Source organism: Pseudomonas sp. UME65, assembly GCF_014170225.1.
Lineage (GTDB): Bacteria > Pseudomonadota > Gammaproteobacteria > Pseudomonadales > Pseudomonadaceae > Aquipseudomonas > Aquipseudomonas protegens.
The window spans coordinates 773,994-798,538 of sequence record NZ_LZZQ01000014.1 but is presented as its reverse complement, the minus strand read 5'-3'; the positions used below and the strand labels follow the sequence as shown (position 1 = coordinate 798,538).

Annotated in this window: 22 protein-coding genes; 15 read left to right on the top strand and 7 right to left on the bottom strand. The window is 60.4% G+C overall.

Going from position 1 to position 24,545, the window contains the following annotated elements:
• Positions 1-37: 37 nt before the first annotated feature.
• The 6 genes from A9971_RS23785 (at position 38) to A9971_RS23760 (ending at position 6,119) form a co-directional block, all read left to right on the top strand.
• A complete protein-coding gene (locus A9971_RS23785; protein ID WP_011063205.1) occupies positions 38-679 on the top strand; it encodes a tetratricopeptide repeat protein in 642 nt (213 codons plus the stop codon).
• Positions 672-1,823: an outer membrane protein assembly factor BamB gene (bamB, locus tag A9971_RS23780; RefSeq protein WP_011063204.1), complete on the top strand. Its 1,152-nt coding sequence runs from the start codon at positions 672-674 to the stop codon at positions 1,821-1,823. Before A9971_RS23785 ends, bamB begins: the two co-directional genes overlap by 8 nt.
• 207 nt (positions 1,824-2,030) lie before the next feature.
• The gene (gene der, locus A9971_RS23775) at positions 2,031-3,503 is read left to right on the top strand and encodes a ribosome biogenesis GTPase Der (RefSeq protein ID WP_011063203.1); all 1,473 of its coding nucleotides are present in this window, start codon (positions 2,031-2,033) and stop codon (positions 3,501-3,503) included.
• Between the two features lie 186 nt (positions 3,504-3,689).
• Positions 3,690-4,838 (top strand): pyridoxal phosphate-dependent aminotransferase, encoded by a 1,149-nt coding sequence (locus A9971_RS23770; protein ID WP_047337705.1) that lies wholly within the window; start codon positions 3,690-3,692, stop codon positions 4,836-4,838.
• The gene (locus A9971_RS23765) at positions 4,826-5,617 is read left to right on the top strand and encodes an amidohydrolase (RefSeq protein WP_011063201.1); all 792 of its coding nucleotides are present in this window, start codon (positions 4,826-4,828) and stop codon (positions 5,615-5,617) included. The genes A9971_RS23770 and A9971_RS23765 overlap by 13 nt, the downstream gene beginning before the upstream one ends.
• 94 nt (positions 5,618-5,711) lie before the next feature.
• A complete protein-coding gene (locus tag A9971_RS23760) occupies positions 5,712-6,119 on the top strand; it encodes a hypothetical protein (RefSeq protein WP_011063200.1) in 408 nt (135 codons plus the stop codon).
• A gap of 97 nt (positions 6,120-6,216) precedes the next feature.
• Here the strand turns inward: A9971_RS23760 and leuA are convergent, their stop codons facing one another.
• From leuA to A9971_RS23740, 4 genes are all read right to left on the bottom strand, one after another.
• Positions 6,217-7,896 (bottom strand): 2-isopropylmalate synthase, encoded by a 1,680-nt coding sequence (gene leuA, locus A9971_RS23755; RefSeq protein ID WP_011063199.1) that lies wholly within the window; start codon positions 7,894-7,896, stop codon positions 6,217-6,219.
• A 376-nt stretch (positions 7,897-8,272) separates the two neighbouring features.
• Positions 8,273-9,094 (bottom strand): M23 family metallopeptidase, encoded by an 822-nt coding sequence (locus A9971_RS23750; protein ID WP_077934721.1) that lies wholly within the window; start codon positions 9,092-9,094, stop codon positions 8,273-8,275.
• Positions 9,095-9,097: 3 nt separating this feature from the next.
• Entirely contained in the window at positions 9,098-10,477 is a 1,380-nt protein-coding gene (xseA, locus tag A9971_RS23745) for an exodeoxyribonuclease VII large subunit (protein ID WP_011063197.1), read from the bottom strand.
• 47 nt (positions 10,478-10,524) lie between these two features.
• Positions 10,525-11,421: a LysR family transcriptional regulator gene (locus tag A9971_RS23740; RefSeq protein ID WP_011063196.1), complete on the bottom strand. Its 897-nt coding sequence runs from the start codon at positions 11,419-11,421 to the stop codon at positions 10,525-10,527.
• A 101-nt stretch (positions 11,422-11,522) separates the two neighbouring features.
• Between A9971_RS23740 and A9971_RS23735 the strand changes: the two genes are divergently transcribed.
• The 7 genes from A9971_RS23735 (at position 11,523) to A9971_RS23705 (ending at position 18,665) form a co-directional block, all read left to right on the top strand.
• Positions 11,523-12,293, top strand: a complete 771-nt coding sequence (locus tag A9971_RS23735) for a sulfite exporter TauE/SafE family protein (protein ID WP_183000045.1) — start codon at positions 11,523-11,525, stop codon at positions 12,291-12,293.
• 132 nt (positions 12,294-12,425) lie between these two features.
• Entirely contained in the window at positions 12,426-12,974 is a 549-nt protein-coding gene (locus tag A9971_RS23730; RefSeq protein WP_011063194.1) for a hypothetical protein, read from the top strand.
• A gap of 116 nt (positions 12,975-13,090) precedes the next feature.
• Positions 13,091-14,560 carry an IMP dehydrogenase gene (gene guaB / locus A9971_RS23725; RefSeq protein ID WP_025129573.1) on the top strand — a complete coding sequence of 490 codons (1,470 nt, stop codon included), beginning with the start codon at positions 13,091-13,093 and terminating at the stop codon, positions 14,558-14,560.
• A gap of 104 nt (positions 14,561-14,664) precedes the next feature.
• Positions 14,665-16,242, top strand: coding sequence for a glutamine-hydrolyzing GMP synthase (gene guaA / locus A9971_RS23720; RefSeq protein WP_011063192.1), 1,578 nt, complete (start codon positions 14,665-14,667; stop codon positions 16,240-16,242).
• 301 nt (positions 16,243-16,543) lie between these two features.
• Positions 16,544-17,800 carry a site-specific integrase gene (locus A9971_RS23715; protein ID WP_009616197.1) on the top strand — a complete coding sequence of 419 codons (1,257 nt, stop codon included), beginning with the start codon at positions 16,544-16,546 and terminating at the stop codon, positions 17,798-17,800.
• A 60-nt stretch (positions 17,801-17,860) separates the two neighbouring features.
• Positions 17,861-18,136: a hypothetical protein gene (locus A9971_RS23710; RefSeq protein ID WP_009616198.1), complete on the top strand. Its 276-nt coding sequence runs from the start codon at positions 17,861-17,863 to the stop codon at positions 18,134-18,136.
• A 4-nt stretch (positions 18,137-18,140) separates the two neighbouring features.
• Complete coding sequence (locus A9971_RS23705; RefSeq protein ID WP_009616200.1) at positions 18,141-18,665, top strand: AlpA family transcriptional regulator; 525 nt, start codon at positions 18,141-18,143, stop codon at positions 18,663-18,665.
• Positions 18,666-18,679: 14 nt separating this feature from the next.
• Here the strand turns inward: A9971_RS23705 and A9971_RS23700 are convergent, their stop codons facing one another.
• From A9971_RS23700 to A9971_RS23690, 3 genes are all read right to left on the bottom strand, one after another.
• On the bottom strand, positions 18,680-19,051 hold the full coding sequence (locus A9971_RS23700) for an AlpA family transcriptional regulator (protein WP_256663218.1): 372 nt from the start codon (positions 19,049-19,051) through the stop codon (positions 18,680-18,682).
• A gap of 225 nt (positions 19,052-19,276) precedes the next feature.
• Complete coding sequence (locus A9971_RS23695) at positions 19,277-20,068, bottom strand: hypothetical protein (protein WP_009616203.1); 792 nt, start codon at positions 20,066-20,068, stop codon at positions 19,277-19,279.
• Between the two features lie 6 nt (positions 20,069-20,074).
• On the bottom strand, positions 20,075-20,986 hold the full coding sequence (locus A9971_RS23690) for a WYL domain-containing protein (RefSeq protein ID WP_009616204.1): 912 nt from the start codon (positions 20,984-20,986) through the stop codon (positions 20,075-20,077).
• Positions 20,987-21,067: 81 nt separating this feature from the next.
• Between A9971_RS23690 and A9971_RS23685 the strand changes: the two genes are divergently transcribed.
• Together A9971_RS23685 and A9971_RS23680 are read left to right on the top strand one after the other, a co-directional pair.
• Positions 21,068-22,261: a hypothetical protein gene (locus A9971_RS23685; protein ID WP_009616205.1), complete on the top strand. Its 1,194-nt coding sequence runs from the start codon at positions 21,068-21,070 to the stop codon at positions 22,259-22,261.
• Complete coding sequence (locus A9971_RS23680) at positions 22,258-24,513, top strand: Mov34/MPN/PAD-1 family protein (protein WP_152604462.1); 2,256 nt, start codon at positions 22,258-22,260, stop codon at positions 24,511-24,513. The genes A9971_RS23685 and A9971_RS23680 overlap by 4 nt, the downstream gene beginning before the upstream one ends.
• Positions 24,514-24,545 lie beyond the last annotated feature (32 nt).

Below are 24,545 nucleotides of genomic sequence, written 5' to 3'. Positions count from 1 at the left end.
TGTCAAACAGCCGATTTAGCGAATAAGGAGTATTGGGGTGTCGAGTACCGAAGATGAACAGCTGGCGGAATTGAAAGACTGGTGGCAGCGTAACGGCAAACCCCTGGTGACTGGCGGCCTGCTGGCCCTGGTTATCGTGTTCGGCTGGCAAGCCTGGCACAAGTATCAGAACAATCAGTCGCAAGGCGCTTCGGTGCTCTATCAGCAACTGCTGGAAACTACCCTGACGCCGGATGGCAAGCCGGATGCGGCTCGTGTTACGGACCTGGCGGGCAAGCTCAACAGCGAGTTCGGCGGTACTGCCTACGCGCAGTACGGCAACCTGTTCGTGGCCAAGGTGGCAGTAGACACCGGCAAGCTGGACGATGCAGCGGCACAGCTCAAGGCCGTGGCCGACAAGCCCGCCAACCCGACCCTGGGTGAAGTGGCGCGTCAGCGCCTGGCACAGGTACTGGCGGCGCAGAACAAGGCCGACGAGGCTCTGAAGCTGCTCGACGGCGATGCCGACAAGGCATTCCTGGCGACTCGTGAAGAACTCAAGGGCGATCTGCTGGTCCAGCTGGGCCGTGTGGACGAAGCCCATGCGGCATACCAAAAAGCCAAGGCGGCGCTCTCGGATGAAGCGGCAGTCGGTGGCCTACAAATCAAGCTGGACGACCTGGCCAAAGGGGATGCATGACGTGATCCGTTGGAAACATGCAGCATTGCTGGCTCTGGCCTTGTTGGCCGCGGGTTGCAGCAGCAACAGCAAGAAAGAACTGCCACCGGCGGAACTGGTCGACTTCAAAGAAGAAGTGGTCCTGCAGAAGCAGTGGAGCCGTTCGATCGGTGACGGTCAGGGCGAAACCTATAACATGCTGGTGCCAGCCATCGATGGTGACACCATCTATGCCGCTGACGTGACCGGCGTGGTGGTTTCCATGGATCGCATGAACGGCGACGTCAAATGGAAGAAAGATCTCGAACTGCCTGTTTCCGGCGCCGTGGGCGTGGGTTATGGGTTGGTCATGATCGGCACTCTGAAAGGCGAAGTGGTTGCCCTGGATGCCTCCAGCGGTGAAGAGAAATGGCGTGCCCGTGTGACCAGTGAAGTGCTGGCTCCGCCAGCTACCAACGGTGACGTGGTGGTGGTGCAGACTCAGGACGACCGCGTGATTGGCCTTGAAGCCAGCACCGGTCACCAGATCTGGCTCTACGACAGCACTCCAGCGGTGTTGACCCTGCGGGGCACCAGTGCGCCGTTGGCGACCAACCGTCTGGCCCTGGCCGGTCTATCCACCGGCAAGGTGGTCGCGCTGGATATTCGCAACGGCGTGCCGGTGTGGGAGCAGCGTGTAGCCATTCCACAAGGCCGTTCCGAACTGGATCGGGTCGTGGACATCGACGGTGGCCTGCTGCTGTCCGGTGGCACCCTGTACGTTGCCAGCTACCAGGGGCGTGTGGTTGCCCTGGACCTGGAGAGCGGCCGTCCGCTGTGGCAGCGTGATGCTTCCAGCTACGCCGGTGTGGCCCAAGGGTTCGGCAGCGTTTATGTCAGCCTGTCCTCGGGTACCGTGGAAGGCGTGGACGAGCGTTCGACTACCGCGCTGTGGAGCAACGACTCCCTGGCTCGCCGCCAACTGTCGGCACCGGAAGTCTTCTCCAGCTACGTAGCCGTGGGCGACCTGGAAGGTTACCTGCACCTGCTGAGCCAGGTTGACGGTCGCTTCGTCGGTCGTACGCGCATCGATAGCGACGGCCTGCGTGCTCGTCCGCTGGTGGTGGGCGACATGATTTATGTGTATGGCAACAGCGGCAAACTGGAAGCCCTGACCATCAAGTAATGGTTTGACTATGCTTGGGGTGATCCCCAAGCGAACTGCAGGAGCGAGCGTGCTCGCGATGGATGCCAGGTGACGCCAGCTTGCTGGACGAGCGCGGCGCCATGGAGTTAATCGCGAGCACGCTCGCTCCTACAGTGCTGCCCCGAGCACCAGCCGCTGCCTCGCAGCGGCTTTTGTATTTTCTGAATTAACGCAGTGGAGAGCCGCATGGTTCCCGTAATCGCCCTGGTGGGCCGACCTAACGTCGGCAAGTCCACCTTGTTCAACCGCCTGACTCGGACTCGCGACGCCATTGTCGGCGACCTGTCCGGTCTGACCCGTGATCGCCAATACGGTGAGGCCAAGTGGCAAGGGCGTACCTATATTCTGATCGACACCGGCGGTATCTCCGGTGACGAGCATGGCATGGATGAAAAGATGGCCGAGCAGTCGCTGCTGGCCATCGAAGAAGCTGATGTGGTGTTGTTCCTGGTGGACGCCAAGGCCGGGTTTACCGCGGCCGACCAGATGATCGGCGAGCACCTGCGCAAACGTAACAAGACTTCCTACGTGATCGCCAACAAGGTCGACAACATCGACCCGGACATGGCCCGCGCCGAGTTCGCGCCGCTGGGCATGGGCGATGCCATCCCGATCGCCGGTGCTCATGGCCGCGGTATCACCCAGATGCTGGAAATCGCCCTGAGCGAATTCCCCAAGGATGACGCTGACGAGCCGGAAGAAGGCGAGGAAGAGATCGTTGCCGAGGGTGAGGAAGCCAAGCGCATTCCGGGCCCGAGCGAGAAGGACGGGATCAAGATCGCCATCATCGGTCGTCCCAACGTCGGCAAGTCGACCCTGGTCAACCGCATGCTCGGTGAAGACCGGGTGATCGTCTATGACCAGCCCGGCACCACCCGCGACAGTATCTACATCCCGTTCGAGCGCAACGACGAGAAGTACACCCTGATCGACACCGCCGGTGTGCGCAAGCGCGGCAAGATCCACGAGGAAGTCGAAAAGTTCTCGGTGGTCAAGACGCTGCAGGCGATCAAGGACGCCAACGTGGTGATCTTCGTCATGGACGCCCGCGAAGGTGTGGTGGACCACGACCTGAACCTGCTGGGCTTTGCCCTGGAAGCCGGTCGGGCCCTGGTGATCGCCCTGAACAAGTGGGACGGCATGCAGCCGAGCGAGCGCGACTATGTGAAGACCGAGCTGCAACGCCGGCTGTTCTTCGTCGACTTCGCCGATATCCACTTCATCTCGGCGCTGCACGGTACCGGTGTGGGCAACCTCTACCAGTCGGTGCAGAACTCCTTCAAGTCGGCGGTAACCCGCTGGCCCACCAGCCGCCTGACGCAGATCCTCGAAGATGCCGTTGGCGAGCACGCGCCGCCCATGGTCAACAATCGCCGGATCAAACTGCGCTACGCCCACTTGGGTGGTGCCAACCCGCCGCTGATCGTGATCCACGGCAACCAGGTGGAGAAGGTGCCCAAGTCTTATGTGCGCTATCTGGAAAACACCTACCGCCGAGTCTTGAAGCTGGTAGGTACGCCGATCCGCATCGAGTTCAAGGGCGGCGAGAACCCGTACGAAGGCAACAAGAACACGCTGACCGACCGCCAGGTCAACAAGAAGCGTCGCTTGATGTCGCACCACAAGAAGGCCGACAAGAAGCGCCGCGACAAGCGCTGACCGGCTTAGGGGCCGGCTTGCCGGTGAAGCTCCGGACCTGCTTCAGAGCTTCGCTGGCAAGCCAGTTCCTACGGGATCTGTGTGGATAAGAGGGCGCCCCGGGCGCCCTTTTTCATGCCTGGCGTTTGGGCTATTCTCGGGGACCTCCGCGCCGCCGTAGTGCGGACTGCTCAGCAGGGAATCCTCATGATCATCAGTAAGTTGCCGAATGTCGGCACCACCATCTTCACGCAAATGTCCCAGCTCGCGGTGGAAACCGGAGCGCTCAACCTGTCCCAGGGCTTTCCTGATTTCGATGGCCCGCAAGCCCTGCGTGATGCGCTTGGCTGGCATGCCGCCAATGGCCATAACCAGTACGCACCCATGACCGGCCTACCGGCACTGCGCCAGCAGGTCGCCGCGAAAATCGCCCGCAGCTATGGCGTCCAGGTCGATGCGGACGCTGAGGTGACCATCACCCCCGGTGCGACCCAGGCAATCTTCTGTGCCATCCAGGCGGTGATCCAGCGCGGTGACGAAGTCATTGTGTTCGACCCCAGTTACGACAGCTATGAGCCGTCGGTGGAGCTGGCCGGTGGGCGTTGTGTGCATGTGCCGTTGGCCGGGCAGGGCTTTGCCCTCGATTGGCAGAAACTCGGTGAAGCCCTGAGTCCGCGCACGCGGATGATCATCCTCAATTCGCCGCACAACCCCAGTGGTGCCTTGATCAGCCGCGCCGAGCTGGACCAGTTGGCCGCCCTGATCCGTGATCGCGATATTTATCTGGTCAGTGACGAGGTCTACGAACACCTGGTGTTCGATGGCGTACCCCATGTCAGTGTGCTGGCCCATGAGGAGCTGTATCAGCGGGCCTTCGTGGTCAGCTCGTTCGGCAAGACCTACCACGTGACCGGCTGGAAGACCGGTTATGTGGTTGCACCACCGGCCCTGAGCGCCGAGCTGCGCAAGGTGCATCAATATGTCAGCTTCTGCGGGGTCACGCCTTTGCAGTACGCTCTGGCGGACTTCATGGCCGACCACCCGGAACATGTCGAAGAGTTGCCGGCCTTTTACCAGGCCAAGCGTGATCTGTTCTGCGATCTGCTGAGCGCCTCGCGTTTCAGCTTCAACCGGGTGTCGGGTACCTATTTTCAATTGGTGGACTATTCGCAGATTCGTCCAGACTTGAATGATGTCGACATGGCGATATGGATGACCCGCGAACACGGCGTGGCGGCCATTCCGGTGTCGGTGTTCTATCAGCAGCCGCCCCAGGGGCAGCGCCTGGTGCGTCTGTGTTTTGCCAAGCGCGAGGAGACGTTGCGCCAAGCAGCGGAGAAACTATGCGTGATCTGAGTGCATTACCCGATCTGAATCTGGCCCTGATCCAGACCACCCTGGCCTGGCACGACCGCCAGGCCAACTTCGAGCATTTCGAGCAGTTGCTGGAGCAGGCCCGTGGTGCAGATCTGATCATCCTGCCGGAAATGTTTACCACCGGATTCTCCATGGAATCCGCGACTCTCGCGGAAGCGGAGAATGGCCCTACCAGCAAATGGCTACGTGGCCAGGCGAAAAAGCTGAATGCGGTGATCACCGGCAGCGTGATAATCCAGGCAGCGGATGGCAGCCATCGCAATCGCTTGCTGTGGGCGCGCCCTGACGGTGAGGTCTGGCACTACGACAAGCGCCACCTGTTTCGCATGGCCGGCGAGCACAATCACTACACGCCGGGGGAACGGCAGGTACAGTTCGAGCTCAAGGGTTGGCGTATTCGCCCGCTGATCTGCTACGACCTGCGGTTCCCGGTGTGGAGCCGGGACGCCCAGGACACCGACCTGCTGCTCTACACCGCCAATTGGCCGGGTGCCCGCCGCCTGCACTGGAATCGCCTGCTGCCAGCCCGGGCCATTGAAAACCTCTGCTACGTTGCGGCGGTGAACCGGGTGGGCACCGACGGCAAGGGCTTTGCCTATACCGGAGACAGCCAGGTTCTGGACTATCAGGGCGAAACCCTGCTCAGCGCCGGAGAGGCCGATGGCGTCTTCCAGGTGTGCCTGAACGCGGGTGAACTGGCGGCTTACCGTGCGCGTTTTCCGGCGAACCTCGACGCCGATACCTTCATGTTCACTTAGGATCGCTTCGGCACTGCACACTTTTTTACAGGTTGTGAATATCAAGCTTCGAGGGTGAAGGCCGATAGCAGGATCAGTTCAGGAGGAATCAACCATGACTACCATCACTGCCACCATCGTCAATCCTTACCCCCTGTCGGCACCCAAAACTGCTTCGACTGAAGCCGAAGGCAACAGCGCCAGCCCGCTGGCGCCGGTGGATGACAGCAAGGACGGTCAGGATAAGGAGCTGCGGGTCAACTCTGGCGATGCCAATATCGATGCGGTAAAGGCCGGTGGTGATCCGGTCAAGGCGCTGCAGAAACAGATCGAGCAGACCCAGAAAACCCTGACCGAACAGCAGGCCCAATTGGCCAATGTGCAGAAGGGCCAGGCCAGCGACGAACAGAAAGCCCAGCAGGTGATGGAAGTCCAGGCGCAGATCGCCGTGACCAACAGCACCTTGCAGGTGCTGCAGGCGGCTTTGCTGCAAGCCATGTTCAGCGTTGATGTGCATGCCTGAAACAGTCGTTGCTGACATTTAGCTGGTGTTATCTGTTCCTGCATAAAAAAGGCCCCGGGGAGTCGAGCTCCTCGGGGCCTTTTGCTTTTGGCAGCCTTTAGGCTGCCTTGGCCTGCTGCTCGCTCAAGGAGCGGTTCAGCGCACTGAACAGCGCCTTGAAGCTGGCGGTGGTGATGTTTTCGTCGATACCGACGCCGTGCACGGCGCGCTCACCGTTGACCCGCAGTTCGATGTAGGCCGCCGCCTTGGCGTTGGTGCCGGCGCCGATGGCGTGCTCGTTGTAGTCCATGATCTCCACCGGAACCGGCAGCCCGGCTACCAGCGCTTCCAGGGCACCGTTGCCCTTGCCGCGCCAGCTGAGGTTGGTCTCGCCCTGGCCCTTGCTCGAGACTTCCACTTCCACGGCGCTGTGGCCGTTCTCTTCCTGCAAGCGATGGCTGACCAGCGCGTAGGGAGTGTTGGCCTGCAAGTACTCGCTGTGCAACAGCGCGTGGATCTGCTGGGCGGTCATTTCCAGGCCCAGGCGGTCGGTTTCCCGCTGCACCACCTGGCTGAACTCGATCTGCATGCGGCGTGGCAAGCTGATGCCGTATTCCTGCTCGAGCAGGTAGGCGATACCACCCTTGCCCGACTGGCTGTTGACGCGGATCACCGCCTCGTAGCTGCGACCGATATCGGCCGGGTCGATCGGCAAGTACGGCACCTCCCACAAGCCATCGGCTTTCTGCTGGGCGAAGCCCTTGCGGATCGCGTCCTGGTGCGAGCCGGAGAACGCGGTGTGGACCAGGTCGCCGACATAAGGGTGACGCGGGTGCACGGCAATCTGGTTGCACTCTTCCACGACTTTGCGCACGCCGTCGATGTCGGAGAAATCCAGTTCAGGGTTTACACCCTGGGTGTAGAGGTTCAAGGCCACGGTGACCAGGTCGACGTTACCGGTACGCTCGCCGTTGCCGAACAGGCAGCCTTCGACACGGTCGGCGCCGGCCATCAGGCCCAGCTCGGTGGCGGCCACGCCCGTGCCGCGGTCGTTGTGGGTGTGCAGGCTGATGAGCACGCTGTCACGACGGTTGATGTTGCGGCAGAACCACTCGATCTGGTCGGCGTAGATGTTCGGTGTGGCGACTTCAACGGTGGCCGGCAGGTTGAGGATCACCTTGTTGCTTGGCGTGGCGTTCCAGACTTCCACCACGGCGTCGCAGACTTCCTTGGCGAACTCCAGCTCGGTGGCGCTGAAGGTCTCTGGCGAGTACTCGAACTGCCACTGGGTTTCCGGTTGCTGGGCGGCGTATTTGACGAACAGCTTGGCCGCATTCACCGCGATCTCTTTCACACCGGCCTTGTCCTGGTTGAAGACAATGCGGCGGAACGAAGGGCTGGTGGCGTTGTACAGGTGGACGATGGCCTTTTTCGCTCCACGCAAGGACTCGAAGGTGCGGGCGATCAAGTCTTCGCGGGCCTGGGTCAATACCTGGATGGTGGTGTCGTCCGGAATGTGGCCGCCTTCGATCAGGGTGCGCACGAAGTCGAAGTCGGTTTGCGAAGCGGCCGGGAAAGAAGCTTCGATTTCCTTCACACCCACAGCCACCAGGGTCTTCCAGAAGCGCAGCTTCTTGACGGCATCCATCGGTTCGATCAACGACTGGTTGCCATCACGCAGGTCCGAACTGCACCAGATCGGCGCGCTGGTGATGGTTTTCGACGGCCAGGTACGGTCCGGCAAGTTGATGGTCGGGAACGCGCGGTACTTGGAGGATGGGTCTTTGAGCATGGTCATGGAGAAATCCTTATTGTCCGGGCCGAAAAGAGGCGGCCTGCCGGTGAGTCAAGAGTGAGGTTGACGCAGGGGGATGAGGCACCGCGATTCAGCCTGGCAGTCGTGCGCTGACGAGGCAGAGGCTCCGGTGTTGACGACGCTGAATGAGGGTGTGAGAGGTTTTCATGTGCTCAACCCTAACCACTGGGGTGAGAGATGGCAAGCAGTCGAAAAAAATTGAGAGGAATACTCGAAAACAAAGCTATATCGAGATTTTATGCTGGGTATTCTTTGAAAGAATACTAACGATTGCGCAGTCGAGTAGGGCTGCGCAATCCCTGTGGGCGTCGGCTCGCCGCTGAATCAATGCCTGATGCAGGCAAGCGGCGCTGCGCGATCAGGGCTGGAAGGCCCCGATAAAGATGGCCGGATCGACACGCGCATCATTCAGGCTGACGTTCCAGTGCATATGCGGCCCGGTGGCGCGGCCGGTCGCCCCCACCTTGCCCACCACGGTGCCACGGGCCAGGGACTGGCCGACCTTCACGTCGATTTTCGACATGTGGCAGAACATGCTGATGAAGCCCTGGCCGTGGTCGACGAACACGGTGTTGCCGTTGAAGAAGTAGTTGCCGATCAGGATCACTTTGCCCGCCGCCGGGGTCTTGATCGGTGTGCCTGCCGGCACCGCGAAGTCCAGGCCCGCGTGAGGGTTGCGCTCTTCACCGTTGAAGAACCGGCGTACGCCGAACTTGCTCGACAGGGGGCCATTCACCGGCTTGTCCAATAGCAGGTTGCTTGGGGTGTTGGGGCTGAAGCTGCGGTAGGCGCGGATCTGTTCCGCCAACTCGCCGTCGATGCGCTTGAGGTCCGCCGGGTTCGGATTGACCTGGCGCTGGTTCTTCAGGGTGATGTGCTGCTCCGGGTATTTCTTGTTGCCGACCACGAAGTTCAGGCTGCGCCCGCCGGTGCTTACTTGTTGAGTGCCGGGCTTGACCGTCAGCGGGATGCCGACAATCGCCAGCCAGTTGTTCTGCTCCTTCACCACCAGCACCGGCTTGCCCTGGTAGCTGGCCTTGGGCGCCTGGGCGGCGCTGCCCAGGTCGACCACCGCTACGCCACCGGGCACGGGTTTGTTCAGCAGGCGGGTGATGTAGCTGTCGGCGTGAGCATTGAAGGCCAGGCACAGCAACAGCAGGGAGCAGAGAAAACGCGGCATGGATCAATCCAGTAGAGAAAGGGTGACGGGCGTCAGGTGGTTGTCTTCGACGCGTACTTGCAGCTCGCCTTCGCCCAGGCGGGCACTGAGGCGCTGGCCTGGGCGGGTCTGGCCGGCACTGCGAATGGCCTGTCCGCGATCGTCCAGCAGGATGCTGTAACCGCGCCCCAGGGTGGCCAGGGGGCTGACCACATGCAGGGTCTGCATCTGGCTGTGCAATTGCAGGCGGCGGCCCTTGAGGCCTTCGCGCATGGCCCGGGGCAGGCGTTCGGCCAGGCTGTCCAGGCGCTGGCGCAGCAGTGCCAGTTGCCGCCCTGGATGTTGGGCTCCGAGGCGGGTTTCCAGGCGGATCAAGCGTTCGCGACGGGTATTGAGGCTGCGCTCGAAGGCGCGGCGCAGGCGCATGTCCAGGTCGTCCAGGCGCTGTGCCTGCTGGCGCAGGCGTTCGCCGGGATGGCGCAGGCGTCGGGCCAGGCCGTCCAGGCGCAGCCGGTCGCGCACCAGCCGGTCGCGCATGCGCATCACCAGGCGTCGATGCAGGTTGTCGACCCGGCGTTGCAGGTCACTGGAATCGGGGGCCAGCAGTTCGGCTGCTGCGGAAGGCGTGGGCGCGCGAACGTCGGCCACGAAATCACTGATGGAGACGTCGGTTTCATGGCCGACGGCGCTGACGATCGGTGTCACGCAGGCATCCACCGCACGGGCCACGGCTTCTTCGTTGAAGCACCAGAGGTCCTCCAGGGAGCCGCCGCCACGGGCCAGGATCAGCGCGTCGAAGCCCCGGGCGTCGGCCAGCTGCAGGGCCCGGACGATCTGCGCCGTAGCCTCGCGGCCCTGCACGGCGGTAGGGATCAGGGTCAGCACGACCTGCGGTGCGCGGCGCCGGAACACACTGATGATGTCGCGGATCACCGCGCCGGTGGGCGAACTGATGATGCCGATGCGTTGCGGATGGGCCGGTAGTGGCACTTTGCGTTCGGCGCTGAACAGCCCTTCGGCGCTCAGCTTGTCTTTCAGGGCATCGAAAGCCAGGCGCAGGGCGCCATCACCGGCCGGTTCCACGGTGTCGAGAATCAGCTGGTAGTCACCGCGCCCTTCGAACAGCGAGACCTTGCCCCGCACCTTGACCGCCAGGCCGTCCTTCAGCGCCTGGCGGACCCGCGCGGCGTTCTGCCGGAACAGTGCGCAGCGCACCTGGGCGCCGCTGTCCTTGAGGGTGAAGTACACATGGCCGGAAGCCGGGCGGGCGAGGTTGGAGATCTCGCCCTCCACCCAGATATTGCTGAACACGTCCTCGAGCAGCACCCGGGCGCGGCCGTTGAGCTGGGTGACGGTGAGGACCTCGCGGTCCAGGCCGAGTCGTGCGAAGGGATCTTTAATCATGGGGCGCAGTTTAAAGGCCTGTCTCTGAATGGAACAACGCAAATCAACTACAAGTGATTGCAAAAATGTTCGACGAATTGCGCCACCAGGGGCGTCGGCTCCTGTCGATAGGCGAGGGCCACGGTGCTCTGGCAATCGGCATCCGCCAGCGGTAGGAAGCGGATGCTGGCCGGGGCGATGTCCTGCATCGACTCCGGCAGCAGGGCGATGCCGAAGCCGGCCTGGATCAGTTGCAATTGGGTGGTCTTGCGCGACATCACCCGCGCCGCCCTGGGAAAGAAGCCCTGGCGCATGCACAGCTCGGCCGAGAGGTAACTCAAGCCGCCCCGCTGGGGGTGGGGGATGGAGATGAAGGCTTCCTCGCGAAGCTGGGCCAGGTCGACGCCCCCGGCCGGAGGGGCCAGCGCCAGTGGGTGCTGAGGTGGCACCGCCAGCAGCAAGGGTTCGGCGAACAGGGGCGTGATCTGTACACCTGCCCGTTGACGTAACACCGGCAGGCGCAACAGGCCGATATCCAGGTGCCCCTGCGCCAACTCTTCCAGTTGCGCCTCGGAAGACAGCTTGGCGATGTCCATCGAGGCTCCAGGGCAATGCTGCAAGTAGCTGCCGATGCCCTGGAGTAGCCGGCCGCTCATGGGCACGGTGCTGGAGTGGCTCAGGCGCAAGGTGCCCAATTGCCCCATGCCTACCTGAGTGGCCAGTTCGCTGGCCTTGTGCAATTCACTCAGCAGGTTGCGTGCCTTGGGGAAAAACGCTTCACCGGCCGCCGTCAGCCGCGGCAGGCGCGCGGTGCGCTCGAACAGTGGGGTCTGCAATTGGTTTTCCAGCTCCTTGATCTGCCGGCTGAGGGCTGACTGGGCGACGAACAGGCGCTCGGCGGCGGCGCTGAAGCTGCCGCATTCGGCGATTTCCACGAAATAGCGCAGTTGGCGGGTCGAAATCACGAGGTATGCCTTTTTGCGATGAGTTGGCGACTTCGACGATATTAGTCGCAAGGCTCACTGCTGGCTAAAGTCACTGCGTATTCAACTGGGAAGTCGCAGCGATGAGCGTGGTAATCGAGGGTTTGAACCAGTGGTCTTTCGGCCCGGGCAGTTGGTTGGTGATCGGCCTGGGCATCGCGCTGGCGTACATAGTGTTCGGCATTGCCGGGTTCGGTACGGCGCTGGTGGCGGGACCGATCCTGATCCTGTTCATGCCATTGTCAAAGATCGTGCCGTTGCTGGTGCTGCTGGATTTCGTCGCCGCCTTTGGCAATCTGCTGCCTTCGCGCAGGGACGTGGCAAAACCCGAGTTGTTGCGGCTGCTGCCCTGCATGGCGCTGGGCTGCATCTTGGGGGTGATCTTCCTGCTCAACCTCAAATCCGATCTGTTGCTGCTATTGATGGGGCTGTTCATCAGTGCCTATGCCATCTACAGCCTGTGGGTGAAGGCGCGTCCGACCCAGTTGGCGGCCGGCTGGGCGGTGCCGATGGGGATTGTCGGTGGGCTGTTTGGCGCCCTCTTCGGCAGTGGCGGCTTTCTATATGCCATCTACCTGAACAGCCGCCTGCCCAAGGACCCGGCGCGGGCGACCCAGAGCGCGCTGATCAGTTGCAGCACCGTGGTGCGCCTGAGCCTGTTCGCCCTGGCCGGGGTCTATGCCGAGTTGCCGCTGCTGCTATTGGCGCTATGCCTGTTGCCGGCGATGGCCTTGGGGTTGTGGATTGGCCGCCGGCTGACGATGAAACTGTCCCGGGAGGCTTTTGTACGCCTGGTGACCTGGCTGGTGCTGGCCAGTGGCGTTGCCTTGATCGGCCATTACCTGAGCACTTGACCTGCTGGGGCTAGGGATTAAGCTGCGGGCCTTTGAATTCGTTCGCCGGCAGGCCGGCTCCTACAATTGATGACAGGAGCCGGCTTGCCGGCGAAAGCGTGAGTACCGTCCCCGCATGTTCCAGGCTTATCCATGAACTCCCAAAGCATCCTCGTCCCGAAAATTTCCACCCTGCCGGTGCACGAGCCCCGGGCCCGGGCGATCGTGCGCTGGCTGGTGCGCAAGAACATCGTCGAGGAAAGCCTCAGCACCTGCGGGCGCACGGGCAATCGCATGGGGCACGCCATTGCCGCCGGGGCACGGGAGGTGGTGCTGCGGCCAGAGGCGCTGCCCTTCGGCGAGCCGATCAATGGCCTGGAAATCATCACCAAGCGCTGCATCTATACCCCGGCCAAGGGCTTTCTCGAGGAAGCGGGCTGTGCCGAGTGCCGGCAGGAAATCGGTGAGGCGCTGTTCGAAAGCCTGGAAGACTGGATGCCAGGGCGTACCGACAACTTCACCTGCCCCGAATGCGGCCATGAAGATGACATCAACGGCTTTCTGTTTCTTCAGGAATGCGGTTTTTCCAACTTGGGCTTTATCTTCAACAACTGGGCCGAAGCGGGTTTTAAACAGAGCTTTATCGACGAGTTCGCCGACTGGCTGGATCAGCCGATAAGTTGGGTCAAGGTCGAGTTGTAGCGCGCGGATATCTCCATCTATCACTCCAGCGATATTAGCCAGAGTTTTACATTGAGCCCGGGTAGCTGTCTGAGTATAATGGCGCGCTTCCATTTTCCCGCCCGGGAGCCCCCGCGATGCTGCGTATCAGCCAAGAAGCCCTCACCTTCGACGACATCCTCTTAGTGCCCGGTTATTCCGAAGTACTGCCGAATGAAGTCAGTCTAAAGACCCGTTTGACCCGTGGCATCGAGCTGAATATTCCACTGGTTTCCGCCGCCATGGACACCGTCACTGAAGCCCGTCTGGCAATCGCCATGGCTCAGGAAGGCGGCATCGGCATCATCCACAAGAACATGACCATCGAGCAGCAAGCTGCCGAAGTGCGCAAGGTCAAGCGTTTCGAAGCCGGTGTGGTCAAAGACCCCATCACCATCGAAGCCGACGCCACCGTACGTGATCTGCTCGAACTGACCAGTATGCACAACATCTCCGGTGTGCCCGTGCTGCACAACGGCGATCTGGTGGGCATCGTGACTTCCCGCGACGTGCGTTTCGAAAGCCGTCTGGAAGTCAGCGTCCGCGAAGTGATGACGCCTAAAGAGCGTCTGGTCACCGTCAAGGAAGGCGCCGACAAGACCGCCGTCCGCGAGCTGCTGCACAAGCACCGCATCGAACGCGTACTGATCGTCGACGACGCCTTCGCCCTCAAGGGCATGATGACCGTCAACGACATCGAGAAAGCCAAGGCTTACCCGCTGGCCAGCAAGGACGATCAAGGTCGTCTGCGTGTAGGCGCTGCGGTCGGCACGGGTAAAGACACGGGCGATCGCGTTGCTGCGCTGGTCAACGCCGGTGTCGACGTGGTGGTGGTGGACACCGCCCACGGTCACTCCAAAGGCGTGATCGACCGCGTTCGCTGGGTCAAAGAGAACTTCCCTGAAGTGCAGGTGATCGGCGGCAACATCGCCACCGGTGCTGCTGCCAAGGCCCTGGCCGAAGCCGGCGCCGACGCAGTCAAGGTCGGTATCGGCCCTGGCTCGATCTGCACCACCCGTATCGTTGCCGGTGTTGGCGTGCCGCAAATCAGCGCCATCGCCAATGTTGCAGCGGCGCTGGTAGGCACTGGCGTGCCGCTGATCGCCGACGGCGGTATCCGGTTCTCCGGTGACCTGTCCAAGGCCATCGTCGCCGGTGCTTCCTGCGTGATGATGGGTTCGATGTTCGCCGGTACCGAAGAGGCTCCAGGCGAGATCGAGCTGTTCCAGGGCCGCTCCTACAAGGCTTACCGTGGCATGGGTTCCCTGGGCGCCATGTCCCAGGCCCAGGGCTCTTCCGACCGCTACTTCCAGGATTCCTCCGCGGGTGCCGAGAAGCTGGTGCCGGAAGGTATCGAAGGTCGCGTGCCGTACAAGGGCACCCTGACCGCGATCATCCATCAGCTGATGGGCGGCCTGCGTTCTTCCATGGGCTACACCGGTAGCGCCAACATTGAAGAAATGCGCACCAAGCCGGAGTTTGTCCGCATCACCGGTGCCGGCATGGCTGAATCCCACGTCCACGACGTGCAGATCACCAAGGAAGCGCCAAACTATCGCGTAGGTTGATAGTGATCGCCTCCAGGCCAAGGCCCGGAGGCGATTGACGAATTTAGTAACCGGGGCTGTGTTTTTCAGCCCCGTGTCGTTTCTGAAATTAGACGAGACTGACCATGGCCCTCGACATTCACGCTCACCGTATCCTGATCCTCGACTTCGGTTCCCAGTACACCCAACTGATCGCCCGCCGTGTGCGCGAGATCGGGGTCTACTGCGAACTGCATCCGTTCGACATGGACGACGAAGCGATCCGCGAATTCGCTCCCAAAGGCGTCATCCTCGCCGGCGGCCCCGAATCCGTGCACGAAGCCAACAGCCCTCGCTGCCCGCAGGCGGTGTTTGACCTGGGCGTCCCGGTCTTCGGCATCTGCTACGGCATGCAGACCATGGCCGAGCAGTTGGGCGGCAAGGTCGAAGGTTCCGAGCTGCGTGAGTTCGGCTATGCCCGGGTTGATGTAGTCGGCAAGAGCCGCCTGCTGGACGGCATCGAAGACCACGTCGACGCCGACGGCCTGTTCGGCCTAGACGTTTGGATGAGCCACGGTGACAAGGTCACCAAGATGCCGGAAGACTTCCACATCCTGGCCAGCACCCCGAGCTGCCCGATTGCCGGCATGTTCAACGACGACCTGCGCTACTACGGCGTGCAGTTCCACCCGGAAGTGACCCACACCAAGCAGGGCGGTCGCATCCTGTCGCGCTTCATCCTCGACATCTGCGGCTGTGAAGCGCTGTGGACCCCGTCGAAGATCGCCGAGGACGCCATTGCCCAGATCCGTGCCCAGGTTGGCACCGACAACGTGCTGCTGGGCCTGTCCGGCGGCGTCGACTCCTCGGTGGTCGCGGCCCTGCTGCACAAGGCCATCGGCGACCAGCTGACCTGCGTCTTCGTCGACAACGGCTTGCTGCGCCTGCACGAAGGCGAGCAAGTAATGGCCATGTTCGCCGAGAACATGGGCGTCAAGGTGATCCGCGCCAACGCCGAGGAGCAGTTCCTCAATAACCTGGCCGGCGAAGCCGACCCGGAGAAGAAGCGCAAGATCATCGGCCGTACCTTCATCGACGTGTTCGATGCCGAATCCTGCAAGCTGGAAAACATCAAGTACCTGGCCCAGGGCACCATCTACCCGGACGTGATCGAGTCGGCTGGCGCGAAAAGCGGCAAGGCCCACGTGATCAAGTCGCACCACAACGTGGGCGGCCTGCCGGAAGAAATGAACCTCAAGCTGGTCGAGCCACTGCGCGAGCTGTTCAAGGACGAAGTCCGCCGTCTGGGCCTGGAACTGGGCCTGCCGTACGACATGGTCTATCGTCACCCGTTCCCGGGCCCGGGCCTGGGTGTGCGCATCCTTGGTGAAGTGAAGAAGGAATACGCCGACCTGCTGCGTCGCGCCGACCACATCTTCATCGAAGAGCTGCGCAAGGCCGACTGGTACCACAAGGTCAGCCAGGCATTCGTGGTGTTCCAGCCGGTGAAATCCGTGGGCGTGGTAGGTGATGGCCGTCGTTACGCCTGGGTCGTGGCCCTGCGCGCCGTGGAAACCATCGACTTCATGACCGCACGTTGGGCGCACCTGCCTTACGAACTGCTGGAAACCGTCAGCGGCCGGATCATCAACGAGATCGAAGGCATCTCCCGCGTCACCTACGACGTGTCGAGCAAGCCGCCGGCCACGATTGAGTGGGAGTGAAATCAGGTCTTTCGGGGGCTATCGCTACCTATCGATAAGATGCTGTAACGTGTTGATTTAGAAGAAAATACGTCACGGCATCTATCGGTGGCTATCGCCGGGCAGCAGAACGCACTGGCGGTAAGGGTGACGGTAGGAACCGGAGGTCGGATTAAGACCCTCCCGTTTACTATCGAGACCAAACCGGTCTTTGACGGTAAATCTCTCCTTGGGAAAGCTTGCGCCATGCGGCTTTCCCGGCATCAGCAGGTCTCCTGACCCTTGACGGTAAAAGCCGTCATGAACAGGAGGAAAAACCTCGATGCTTACTGACACCGCGCTGCGCAATCTCAAGCCCAAAGCCAAGCCCTATAAGGCTTCCGACCGCGATGGCATGTACGTGACGGTATCGCCCGGCGGTACCGTCACCTTTCGCTACGATTACCGTCTCAATGGGCGCCGGGAAACGCTGACCATCGGGCGGTATGGCCCAGCGGGAATTTCGCTGGCCATGGCTCGCGAGAAGCTTCTAGATGCCAAGCGAATGGTTGCCCAAGGCATATCCCCCTCCCTAGAAAAACAGCGAGCCAAGCGGCGTCTGACAGCCGCCAAATCGTTTGGTGACATGCTGAAAAGCTGGCTGGCTGATGCGCGTATGGCTGACAGCACGCGGTCCATGCGCAAAAGCATCATCGACCGCGACATCCTGCCGGTCTTCGAGAACCGGCTCCTGACCGAAATCACCCCTGACGATCTGCGGGCGCTCTGTGCCAAGGTGAAGGGCCGTGGTGCGCCGGCCACGGCCGTCCACATTCGCGACATCGTGAAGCAAGTCTTTGCGTTCGCGATCCTGCATGGCGAGAAGGTCGAGAATCCGGCCGACGATGTGAAGGCTGCGTCAATCGCTACCTTCGTGCCGAAGGATCGAGCGCTGACCCCGACCGAGATTCGCCTGGCTTTTCACCAGTTGGAGTCGATTGCTGCATATCCCACCATTCGGCTGGCCTTGCGCCTGGTGCTTCTAACCCTGGTGCGAAAGAGCGAGCTGATTGAGGCGACCTGGAATGAAGTGGATTTTGAGAACGCCACCTGGACGATCTCCAAACAGCGGATGAAGGGACGTAATCCCCATGTGGTCTACCTGTCGCGCCAGGCTCTGGACATCTTCGTGGCGCTGCACACTTGTGCTGCTGGCTCGAGGTTCGTGCTGCCCTCGCGCTATGACATCCACCGCTGCATGTCACACGCCACCTTGAACCGGATCACCCAACTCATTGCGTCACGTGCTAAGGAAGCGGGGCTGCCGTTGGAGCCGTTCACGGTTCACGACCTGCGCAGGACTGGCTCCACGCTCCTCAACGAAGTGGGCTTCAATGGTGACTGGATCGAGAAGTGCTTGGCGCATGAGGACGGGCGTTCCTCGCGCTCGGTCTACAACAAGGCCGAGTACGCTGAGCAGCGCCGCCACATGCTGCAAGAGTGGGCCGATATGGTTGATGCCTGGGTCGATGGTCGGACTCATGTGCCGAAGCTGCTGCCCGACAATGTGACCGTGCCGGTGTTGAGTGCCGCCGTTTAGAGGAATGGACAGGTTGTCGGTTGACAACCTGTCGAGTCATGGGAATACTGGAGATCATTAATGGCCCGTCCCTCACATCCGAAGAAAGAGGTCGAAGAAGCGCTCAAGCATGCCGAAGGGCAGGGGTGGCGCATCGAAGTTGGCGGCAGTCACGCCTGGGGACGGATCTACTGTCCCTACAACGACGAGGAGTGTCGTTGCGGCGAGTTCTGCATCACCAGCGTGTGGAGCACGCCGAAGACCCCTGGTAACCACGCACGCGCCTTGCGACGCGTCGTGGACAACTGCACCACGCACCGTAAGCCGCAAGAGGCTGCCGACGGCGCAGAGGAGTAGCACGATGGAATACACCTTCACTCTGAAATACCAACTCGCCGATGATGACCGGAACCCGGATGTGCTGGTCGAACGCCTTGGCGAAGCTGGTTGCGACGATGCCCTGGTTGGCATCGGTCAGCCGGGGCGGCTGGCGCTGGAGTTCATTCGCGAGGCGGAGAACGCAGATGCGGCTGTGCGCAGTGCACTGGCCGATGTGCGCAGTGCAGTGCCCTCGGCCAGGCTGATCGAGGTCGCCCCTGATCTGGTCGGCCTGACCGACGTGGCCGAAATGGTCGGGGTATCGCGACAGAACATGCGCAAGCTGATGCTGGCCAACCCGGGCAGCTTCCCGGCACCTGTGCACGAGGGCAGTGCGTCGATCTGGCACCTGGCGGATGTGCTGACCTGGTTGCAGGCCAGGGGCAGCTATTCGCTGGCCAGAGATGTACTGGAAGTGGCGCGAGTGGCCTTGCAGGTCAATCTGGCCAAGGAAAGTCGGCGTCTACCCCGCTCGACTTCTGAGGAGCTGGGGGCTCTGGTCGGCTAAGGCAATCATAGGCCTCATGCTTGATCCGAACCCGCCCGAACCGGGCGGGTTTTCCGTAGGCGGACATCCGGGCCGCTGATGTCTCTGCGAGGCGCCTGCTTGCGCTCCTCAATCCATGCTTCCACCTCGGCCAAGTCCCACACCACGCAACGTGGTGTCAGGTTAAAGCGTCGAGGGAACTCGCCACGACGCTCCATCTCGTAGATGGTCGTCTCAGATAGCGGGATGATCTGCCTCAGCTCTTGTCGCCGAATGGTGCGCCGGAAGGGCAGGGGGCTTCGCTTCGGAAACTGCGGCAGTGCCTCGTAGGCTTCCGTGTCAGGCATCGGAAGAGACTGGCCGGTCTCGGAGATTGACGCGCCGGGCGGAGGCGATAGATGTTCCATCTCGGACTCCATGGGTCTGGCTGGATGGACACACTGTGAGGTTCAGTGCCTTATCGGGACAACCCGCTGCGGCGTACAGGGGCAGACTTGGTGCGATTATTGGTTGCTAGATAGCTTTCAGTGATGTTATTTCATCGCTGAGGTTGTGGCAGTTCTCCAGTTAATTCGATCCTGCCCCTTATCCCAGCAGCTCAGCCGGCTGCACGGGAGTGCAGCCGGAGGGGATCATTCTGTAGATGTCGATTTTGGTGCCTTCTTTCGTGATGCTGAAGAAGTCAGCGACGGCAGGCACTCAAACAGACGTTCCGCATACACAAACCCCATACGTCTCACGGCACTCTGATCGAAATACAGCAGCCAGGCCGCGAGTAACGCCATCGAAATAAGCAGCGTCAAGCCAGCAGCGAGCCCCGGGTCTGCAAAATGCACGGGGTAAAAATGGGGAGGCGTGATCTGCAGAACCTTTGCAATCAGTAATCCGTAGAGGATTCCCAGGAGGCTCGACAGGATGCCGACAGGCTTCATCGCCAGCATATTGCGGTGGAATCCGTAGGCAATATTCTCTTTCAGTAGGAGTTGCTTATTGGTACGCGTGAGTTCGCGAAGTCGCTTGGTTGCTCCGATGTAGATGTCGTCCGCTTTGTCAGGGTTCGCTGATTCTTCTTCTGCCGTTGGTATGTCAATACCCAGTTTAGTTGTGATCGCAGAGTGGTACCTCTGCTTGCTGACGCTATCGAGAAAATTGTCGCGATGCCGCAGGGCTATGGTTGTAGGCATGCCGCCCCATTTTTTGACTAAAAGCTCTTCAAGCTTTTTGCCGCGCCCACGTGCCACGCTCGCAAGCGCGTAAATGGCGCCGCAGCCGCCAAGTAAACCGATAACACCTGTGAGCACAGGATGCTTTGCTCCGTATACGCATAGCAAAGGGACGAGCAATGGCAACGCTACGAGAAGACCTGGAACCACGCGAGCTTTGCGCTCGTATGGGTCTTTAACTAGTTCGAAAATTGTTGTCATGGGAGGTCAGGCCTGGGCTGTTAAAGCATCGATGTAGGGTTGGATTTCATCACGATTTCTCAGCGTGATCTGTTGCGCGAGAGGGTCTGGCGCTTCCTTGGTATGCAAGCCCAAACGCCTTAGCGTGTAGTACAGAAACGCTTGACGGCAGGGAAGCTTGACCTGCCCTTCTTCCATGCCGTAATCCAGCTCCAATACTCGTTTTTTGGCTGCAGGCAAATCGGGATGCGGTGCAAGCACTAGCGTCAACACGTTGTGCCAATGAGCATCCTGGCTGGAGTCCACATGACTCGGCTCGAAACCTTCGATGTGCAAAATTCGAGCGAGAACAAAATCGCTAAAGCGCTGACGCTTGTGGCAATACGCTCGCACGTGCCAGCGAAAACCGTCATTGCCGAGAGCGTGCGGCGAAAGCAGTCGGATTGACTCGTCTAGAGACGTCATGGACTGGTAGCTCACTCGAATAGCTTCCTGCTGCCGAATAGCCCGGACCACTGCTTCTACCGTCTCTTCATTGATTGAGCGCCAGGGGGATGGAGCCCAATCTGTTTCGGGGGCTGAGCCAATAAAGCTGGCTCTCGGTTCGACAACGCCCATCTTGGTTGCCAGTAGTTCCGCTAGATAGCGTTGAGCCGAGCTTCGTTGGTACAGCGGTTGAAAGTGTGAGGTGGCGGTGTAGGTCTTGGAGCGACGGTCATAGGTCAGATTGCTCGGCGCCAGCTCTGTGTACTTAGCAATGTCCAGTGATGCCTGAGGAACCGATATGGCGAAATGCTCGGTGAGATCCATCCGATTGATGCGTCGCTCCCAGCGCAGACGAAAATCGATGAATTGCAACCTGCTCTCCAGACCCCAGCTCAAGCTCTTGGGCTCAGAGGGTTCGACATTAGTATTCGAGGCTTTTTTCATAGTCACCATCTAAAAAGTAGACGGATATAAAAAATATCCGTACATTAAGTGTACGTGACTGCTGCTTTGGTCGTCTACCTGGAGACCCAGATGCCTACAACCATCACATTCTTTCCCGTAGACAACGGGGATATGGCCCTCATCAAGTTTGGCGATGTGGACGCAACCACCCTACTGATCGACATAAACATTAGGCAGGACGCTGACGACCCGGATGGGGTGGCACGTGATGTCGCCAGGGATCTGCGAGACCGTTTGAAGCGGGATGAGAACGGAAGACCTTATGTCGATGCATTCTTGCTGAGCCACCCGGATCACGATCATTGCCGGGGGCTGACGCGGCATTTCTATCTGGGACCGCTGGACAAGTACCCCGATGACAAAAAGGACGATAAGGACAAGAAAATCGTGATCCGCGAGATGTGGTCGTCCCCCATCGTGTTTCGACGCGCCAGCAAGACGCACACCCTGAGTGACGATGCCAAGGCATTCAACACGGAGGCGCGTCGGCGGGTGCAGGTTAATCGCGATAAGAATTTTGCTGTTGGGAGCGGTGATCGTATTCAGATCATGGGCGAGGACATCGACGGAAAAACTGACGATCTCACTCCGATTGTGCGGAGGGTAGACACGAGCTTCTCGACGATCAATGGCAAGACTTCTGCGTACTTCTCCGCTCTTCTTCTAGCGCCCTTGGATGCCCAGGACGACGAGGAAGAGGAGCAGAATCTGATCAAAAACCAGTCAAGCGTGATCCTGAATATCACATTGGCCGCTGACGCACAGACGCCAGATGGCGCGAAGTTTCTTACTGGTGGCGATGCTGAGGTGTTCATTTGGAACCGCCAATGGCAGCGCCACAAGGCTGAAGCCGATGTGCTTGAGTACGACATTATGCAGGCGCCGCATCATTGCTCTTGGCATTCGCTGTCCGAAGACAGCTGGTCTACCCATCGCGAAAAGGCCAAGCTCGACGCCGACGCTCGTAAGGCGCTTTCGCAGACTCGTGACGGTGCCGTCATCGTTGCTAGTTGTATGCCTATTGCAGACGACGACAGTGATCCCCCCTGCATCCGTGCAAAGCGTGAGTACGTCGCAATCGTGGGTGAAGCAAATGGCGAGTTTTACTGCACGGGCGAATACCCGAGCGAAAAATCTGTTGAGCCTCTCGTGTTTACCGTCACTACTCAGGGGGTGCAGCCTCCCTCGAAGAAAGAAGCTGGATCGAAGGCCGCAGCCGTGATTACCTCTGCGCGTACCCCCATGCCGCACGGCGCATCGTGATGGACAGGATTGCGGATGCACTGCATCAGCTTCAGCGGCATCGAGGTCTGGTCCGCGTTGGGGAGCCAAGGGTAAGCGGTGAATTAACGCAGATCGAAGTCGATGTTGCTGTTGAGCTGCCGAGCCGGTCTCGGCGCTATGGCGTATCCGAGACCGGCGTACGTTCGGTCGAGACATGCATTCTGGTCTTCGACAATGACTGGCCGCTATCCGCGCCCAAGCCTTTCTTGCGTACGGACTTTCCGCTCAGCTTGCCGCACATCAACCCCCATCGCGAAGGCGAGTTGGTCTCACCTTGCCTGTTCGAGGGGGCATTGGACGAGCTGCTGCATCGGTTTGGTCTGGACGCGATTATCGATCAATTAATCGATTGGCTGCACAAGGCTGCAGCTGGGGCATTGCTGAATCTTGAGCAGGGGTGGGAGCCGACGCGTCGAGACAGTTGTCCTTCGACCATTGTATTCAGCGCCGAGAAGGTCGCGTCCGCTGCTCCCGCTGACGGCTCGATTTTGATAGTTCCCGTGAGCTATGTAACGATTGATGATGGCCTATACGCCATCATCAATACCGAACTGACCGCCCAGGTCGATCCTGTGTTCTATCAGGACGCTCACAACGACAAGCTGGGTAAATGGGGAAACGGTCATACGGCGGCCTTCATCGCACGCGCTCCAACAACCGACGGCCTTCATCATGTGATCGAACGTTATCAACCGGAGACGGTTTTCGATCTCGCGACGTTGCTTGATCGAGCTGCGGAGCTCGGCATTGATCGCGACGCTTTGGCCAGAAGTCTGGATGGTTTTTACGGACACTCGATCCTGGATATGCAACAGGACTCGCGCGGCTGGGTGCATGGTTTGTACGCGGTTGTGATTCTGACTGTGCAAAGGCCTGTATCGCTTGTGGGCTCGCCAGGGCGAAGTATTGAGGTACTGCCCTATGTGGTGCGCTATGAGCTCAACGCTCAATCGCTCCTAGAGCGAAGCGCCACGGTTCACCCAGCCTTTCATGCGCATGCATTGTCTCCCGAATTGTTGGCAAGGACGTCCGGCATTCCAGCGGCGACCACATCTCAGCCGCTGGTCATACTCGGCTGCGGAAGTGTAGGGTCGAAAATCGCGATGCATCTGGGGCGAGCCGGTTTCGGTTCAATGGCTTTCGTCGACAACGAATCCATGTCGCCTCACAACGCAGCACGGCATGCACTCATTGAGCGGGCATCAGTGCTGGTCCCACCTCGAAAGGCTGCTCTGATGAAGACGACCTTTGAGGAGCTGTCGCATCTTCAATCGCGCGCGTTCGACGCCGACGCAGTGACCCTCTTGGTCGATCCGGCACAGTTCGCCACAACCGTTCCGCAGGATGCAGCGCTTATCGTGGACGCAACAGCTTCACTTAAGGTGTTAGCCGCAGAAACACAGTCGACAGCGCTGGATCAATCACCTGCCCGGCTGGTACGGATCACGATGTACGGTCAGGGCCGCTGTGTTGCAGTTTTGCTCGAAGGACTTGGCCGCGACGGTCGGGTTGATGACCTCACGGCATTCTTGTTCGAGTGCTGCCGATTTGTGCCGGAACTGCGTGCGTCGATTGCCGGTGATACTTCTGAGCCGACGCGTATCTTTGTGGGTGACAACTGCCGCTCACTGACCATGCCAATGTCTGATGCCGTCGTTTCGCGGTCTGCTTCACTGGCTGGGCTGCAACTGGAACGCTGGCTCATTGACGGGCTTCCGAAGGAAGCGACTCTTTGCGCTGGGATCTCGGATGCCGAAGGCCTCGGCATAGCATGGACTCGCACCGGCCTTGGTACTACCACTGTGCTCGATGTGGCGGACGATGGTGGTTGGAGCATTCGGATTCTGCACCCGGTCGCGCAAGCGATCCATGCTGATGCGCTGCGCTGGGGGGCGTTGGAAACAGGCGGTGCCTTGGTCGGCCGCATCTCGTTTGAAAATCGAACCATCATCATTGCGGGGCTTGTTGACGCACCGCCAGACAGCGTTCGAGAGGCCGCACGCTTCGTTTTGGGCACCGATGGGCTTGTTCAAAATTTGCGTACTGCGAATTCAACCTCTTTGGGATATCTCTCTTTTATCGGTACTTGGCACAGCCACCCGAAAGGCGGCGCTCATTCGGGTATAGACCGACATACGTTGCGCGGCATCGCCGAGGATGCTGGTGGTCTTCCTGCTGTGTCGTTGGTATGGACTCCGACAGGACTCACATGTGCGGTGGATCGCTGGTAGGTGGAGAACCACCGGCACTTCGTTGGTATTAG

Bases quoted from the DNA above. Each gene is read 5' to 3' on its own strand.
- bamB (WP_011063204.1), top strand. From the start codon at position 672: ATGCATGACGTGATCCGTTGGAAACATGCAGCATTGCTGGCTCTGGCC.
- guaB (WP_025129573.1), top strand. From the start codon at position 13,091: ATGCTGCGTATCAGCCAAGAAGCCCTCACCTTCGACGACATCCTCTTA.
- der (WP_011063203.1), top strand. From the start codon at position 2,031: ATGGTTCCCGTAATCGCCCTGGTGGGCCGACCTAACGTCGGCAAGTCC.
- A9971_RS23730 (WP_011063194.1), top strand. From the start codon at position 12,426: ATGAACTCCCAAAGCATCCTCGTCCCGAAAATTTCCACCCTGCCGGTG.
- guaA (WP_011063192.1), top strand. From the start codon at position 14,665: ATGGCCCTCGACATTCACGCTCACCGTATCCTGATCCTCGACTTCGGT.
- A9971_RS23695 (WP_009616203.1), bottom strand. From the start codon at position 20,068: ATGACAACAATTTTCGAACTAGTTAAAGACCCATACGAGCGCAAAGCT.
- A9971_RS23690 (WP_009616204.1), bottom strand. From the start codon at position 20,986: ATGGTGACTATGAAAAAAGCCTCGAATACTAATGTCGAACCCTCTGAG.
- A9971_RS23760 (WP_011063200.1), top strand. From the start codon at position 5,712: ATGACTACCATCACTGCCACCATCGTCAATCCTTACCCCCTGTCGGCA.
- leuA (WP_011063199.1), bottom strand. From the start codon at position 7,896: ATGACCATGCTCAAAGACCCATCCTCCAAGTACCGCGCGTTCCCGACC.
- A9971_RS23735 (WP_183000045.1), top strand. From the start codon at position 11,523: ATGAGCGTGGTAATCGAGGGTTTGAACCAGTGGTCTTTCGGCCCGGGC.
- A9971_RS23770 (WP_047337705.1), top strand. From the start codon at position 3,690: ATGATCATCAGTAAGTTGCCGAATGTCGGCACCACCATCTTCACGCAA.
- A9971_RS23765 (WP_011063201.1), top strand. From the start codon at position 4,826: ATGCGTGATCTGAGTGCATTACCCGATCTGAATCTGGCCCTGATCCAG.
- A9971_RS23685 (WP_009616205.1), top strand. From the start codon at position 21,068: ATGCCTACAACCATCACATTCTTTCCCGTAGACAACGGGGATATGGCC.
- A9971_RS23705 (WP_009616200.1), top strand. From the start codon at position 18,141: ATGGAATACACCTTCACTCTGAAATACCAACTCGCCGATGATGACCGG.
- A9971_RS23710 (WP_009616198.1), top strand. From the start codon at position 17,861: ATGGCCCGTCCCTCACATCCGAAGAAAGAGGTCGAAGAAGCGCTCAAG.
- A9971_RS23700 (WP_256663218.1), bottom strand. From the start codon at position 19,051: ATGGAACATCTATCGCCTCCGCCCGGCGCGTCAATCTCCGAGACCGGC.
- A9971_RS23715 (WP_009616197.1), top strand. From the start codon at position 16,544: ATGCTTACTGACACCGCGCTGCGCAATCTCAAGCCCAAAGCCAAGCCC.
- xseA (WP_011063197.1), bottom strand. From the start codon at position 10,477: ATGATTAAAGATCCCTTCGCACGACTCGGCCTGGACCGCGAGGTCCTC.
- A9971_RS23750 (WP_077934721.1), bottom strand. From the start codon at position 9,094: ATGCCGCGTTTTCTCTGCTCCCTGCTGTTGCTGTGCCTGGCCTTCAAT.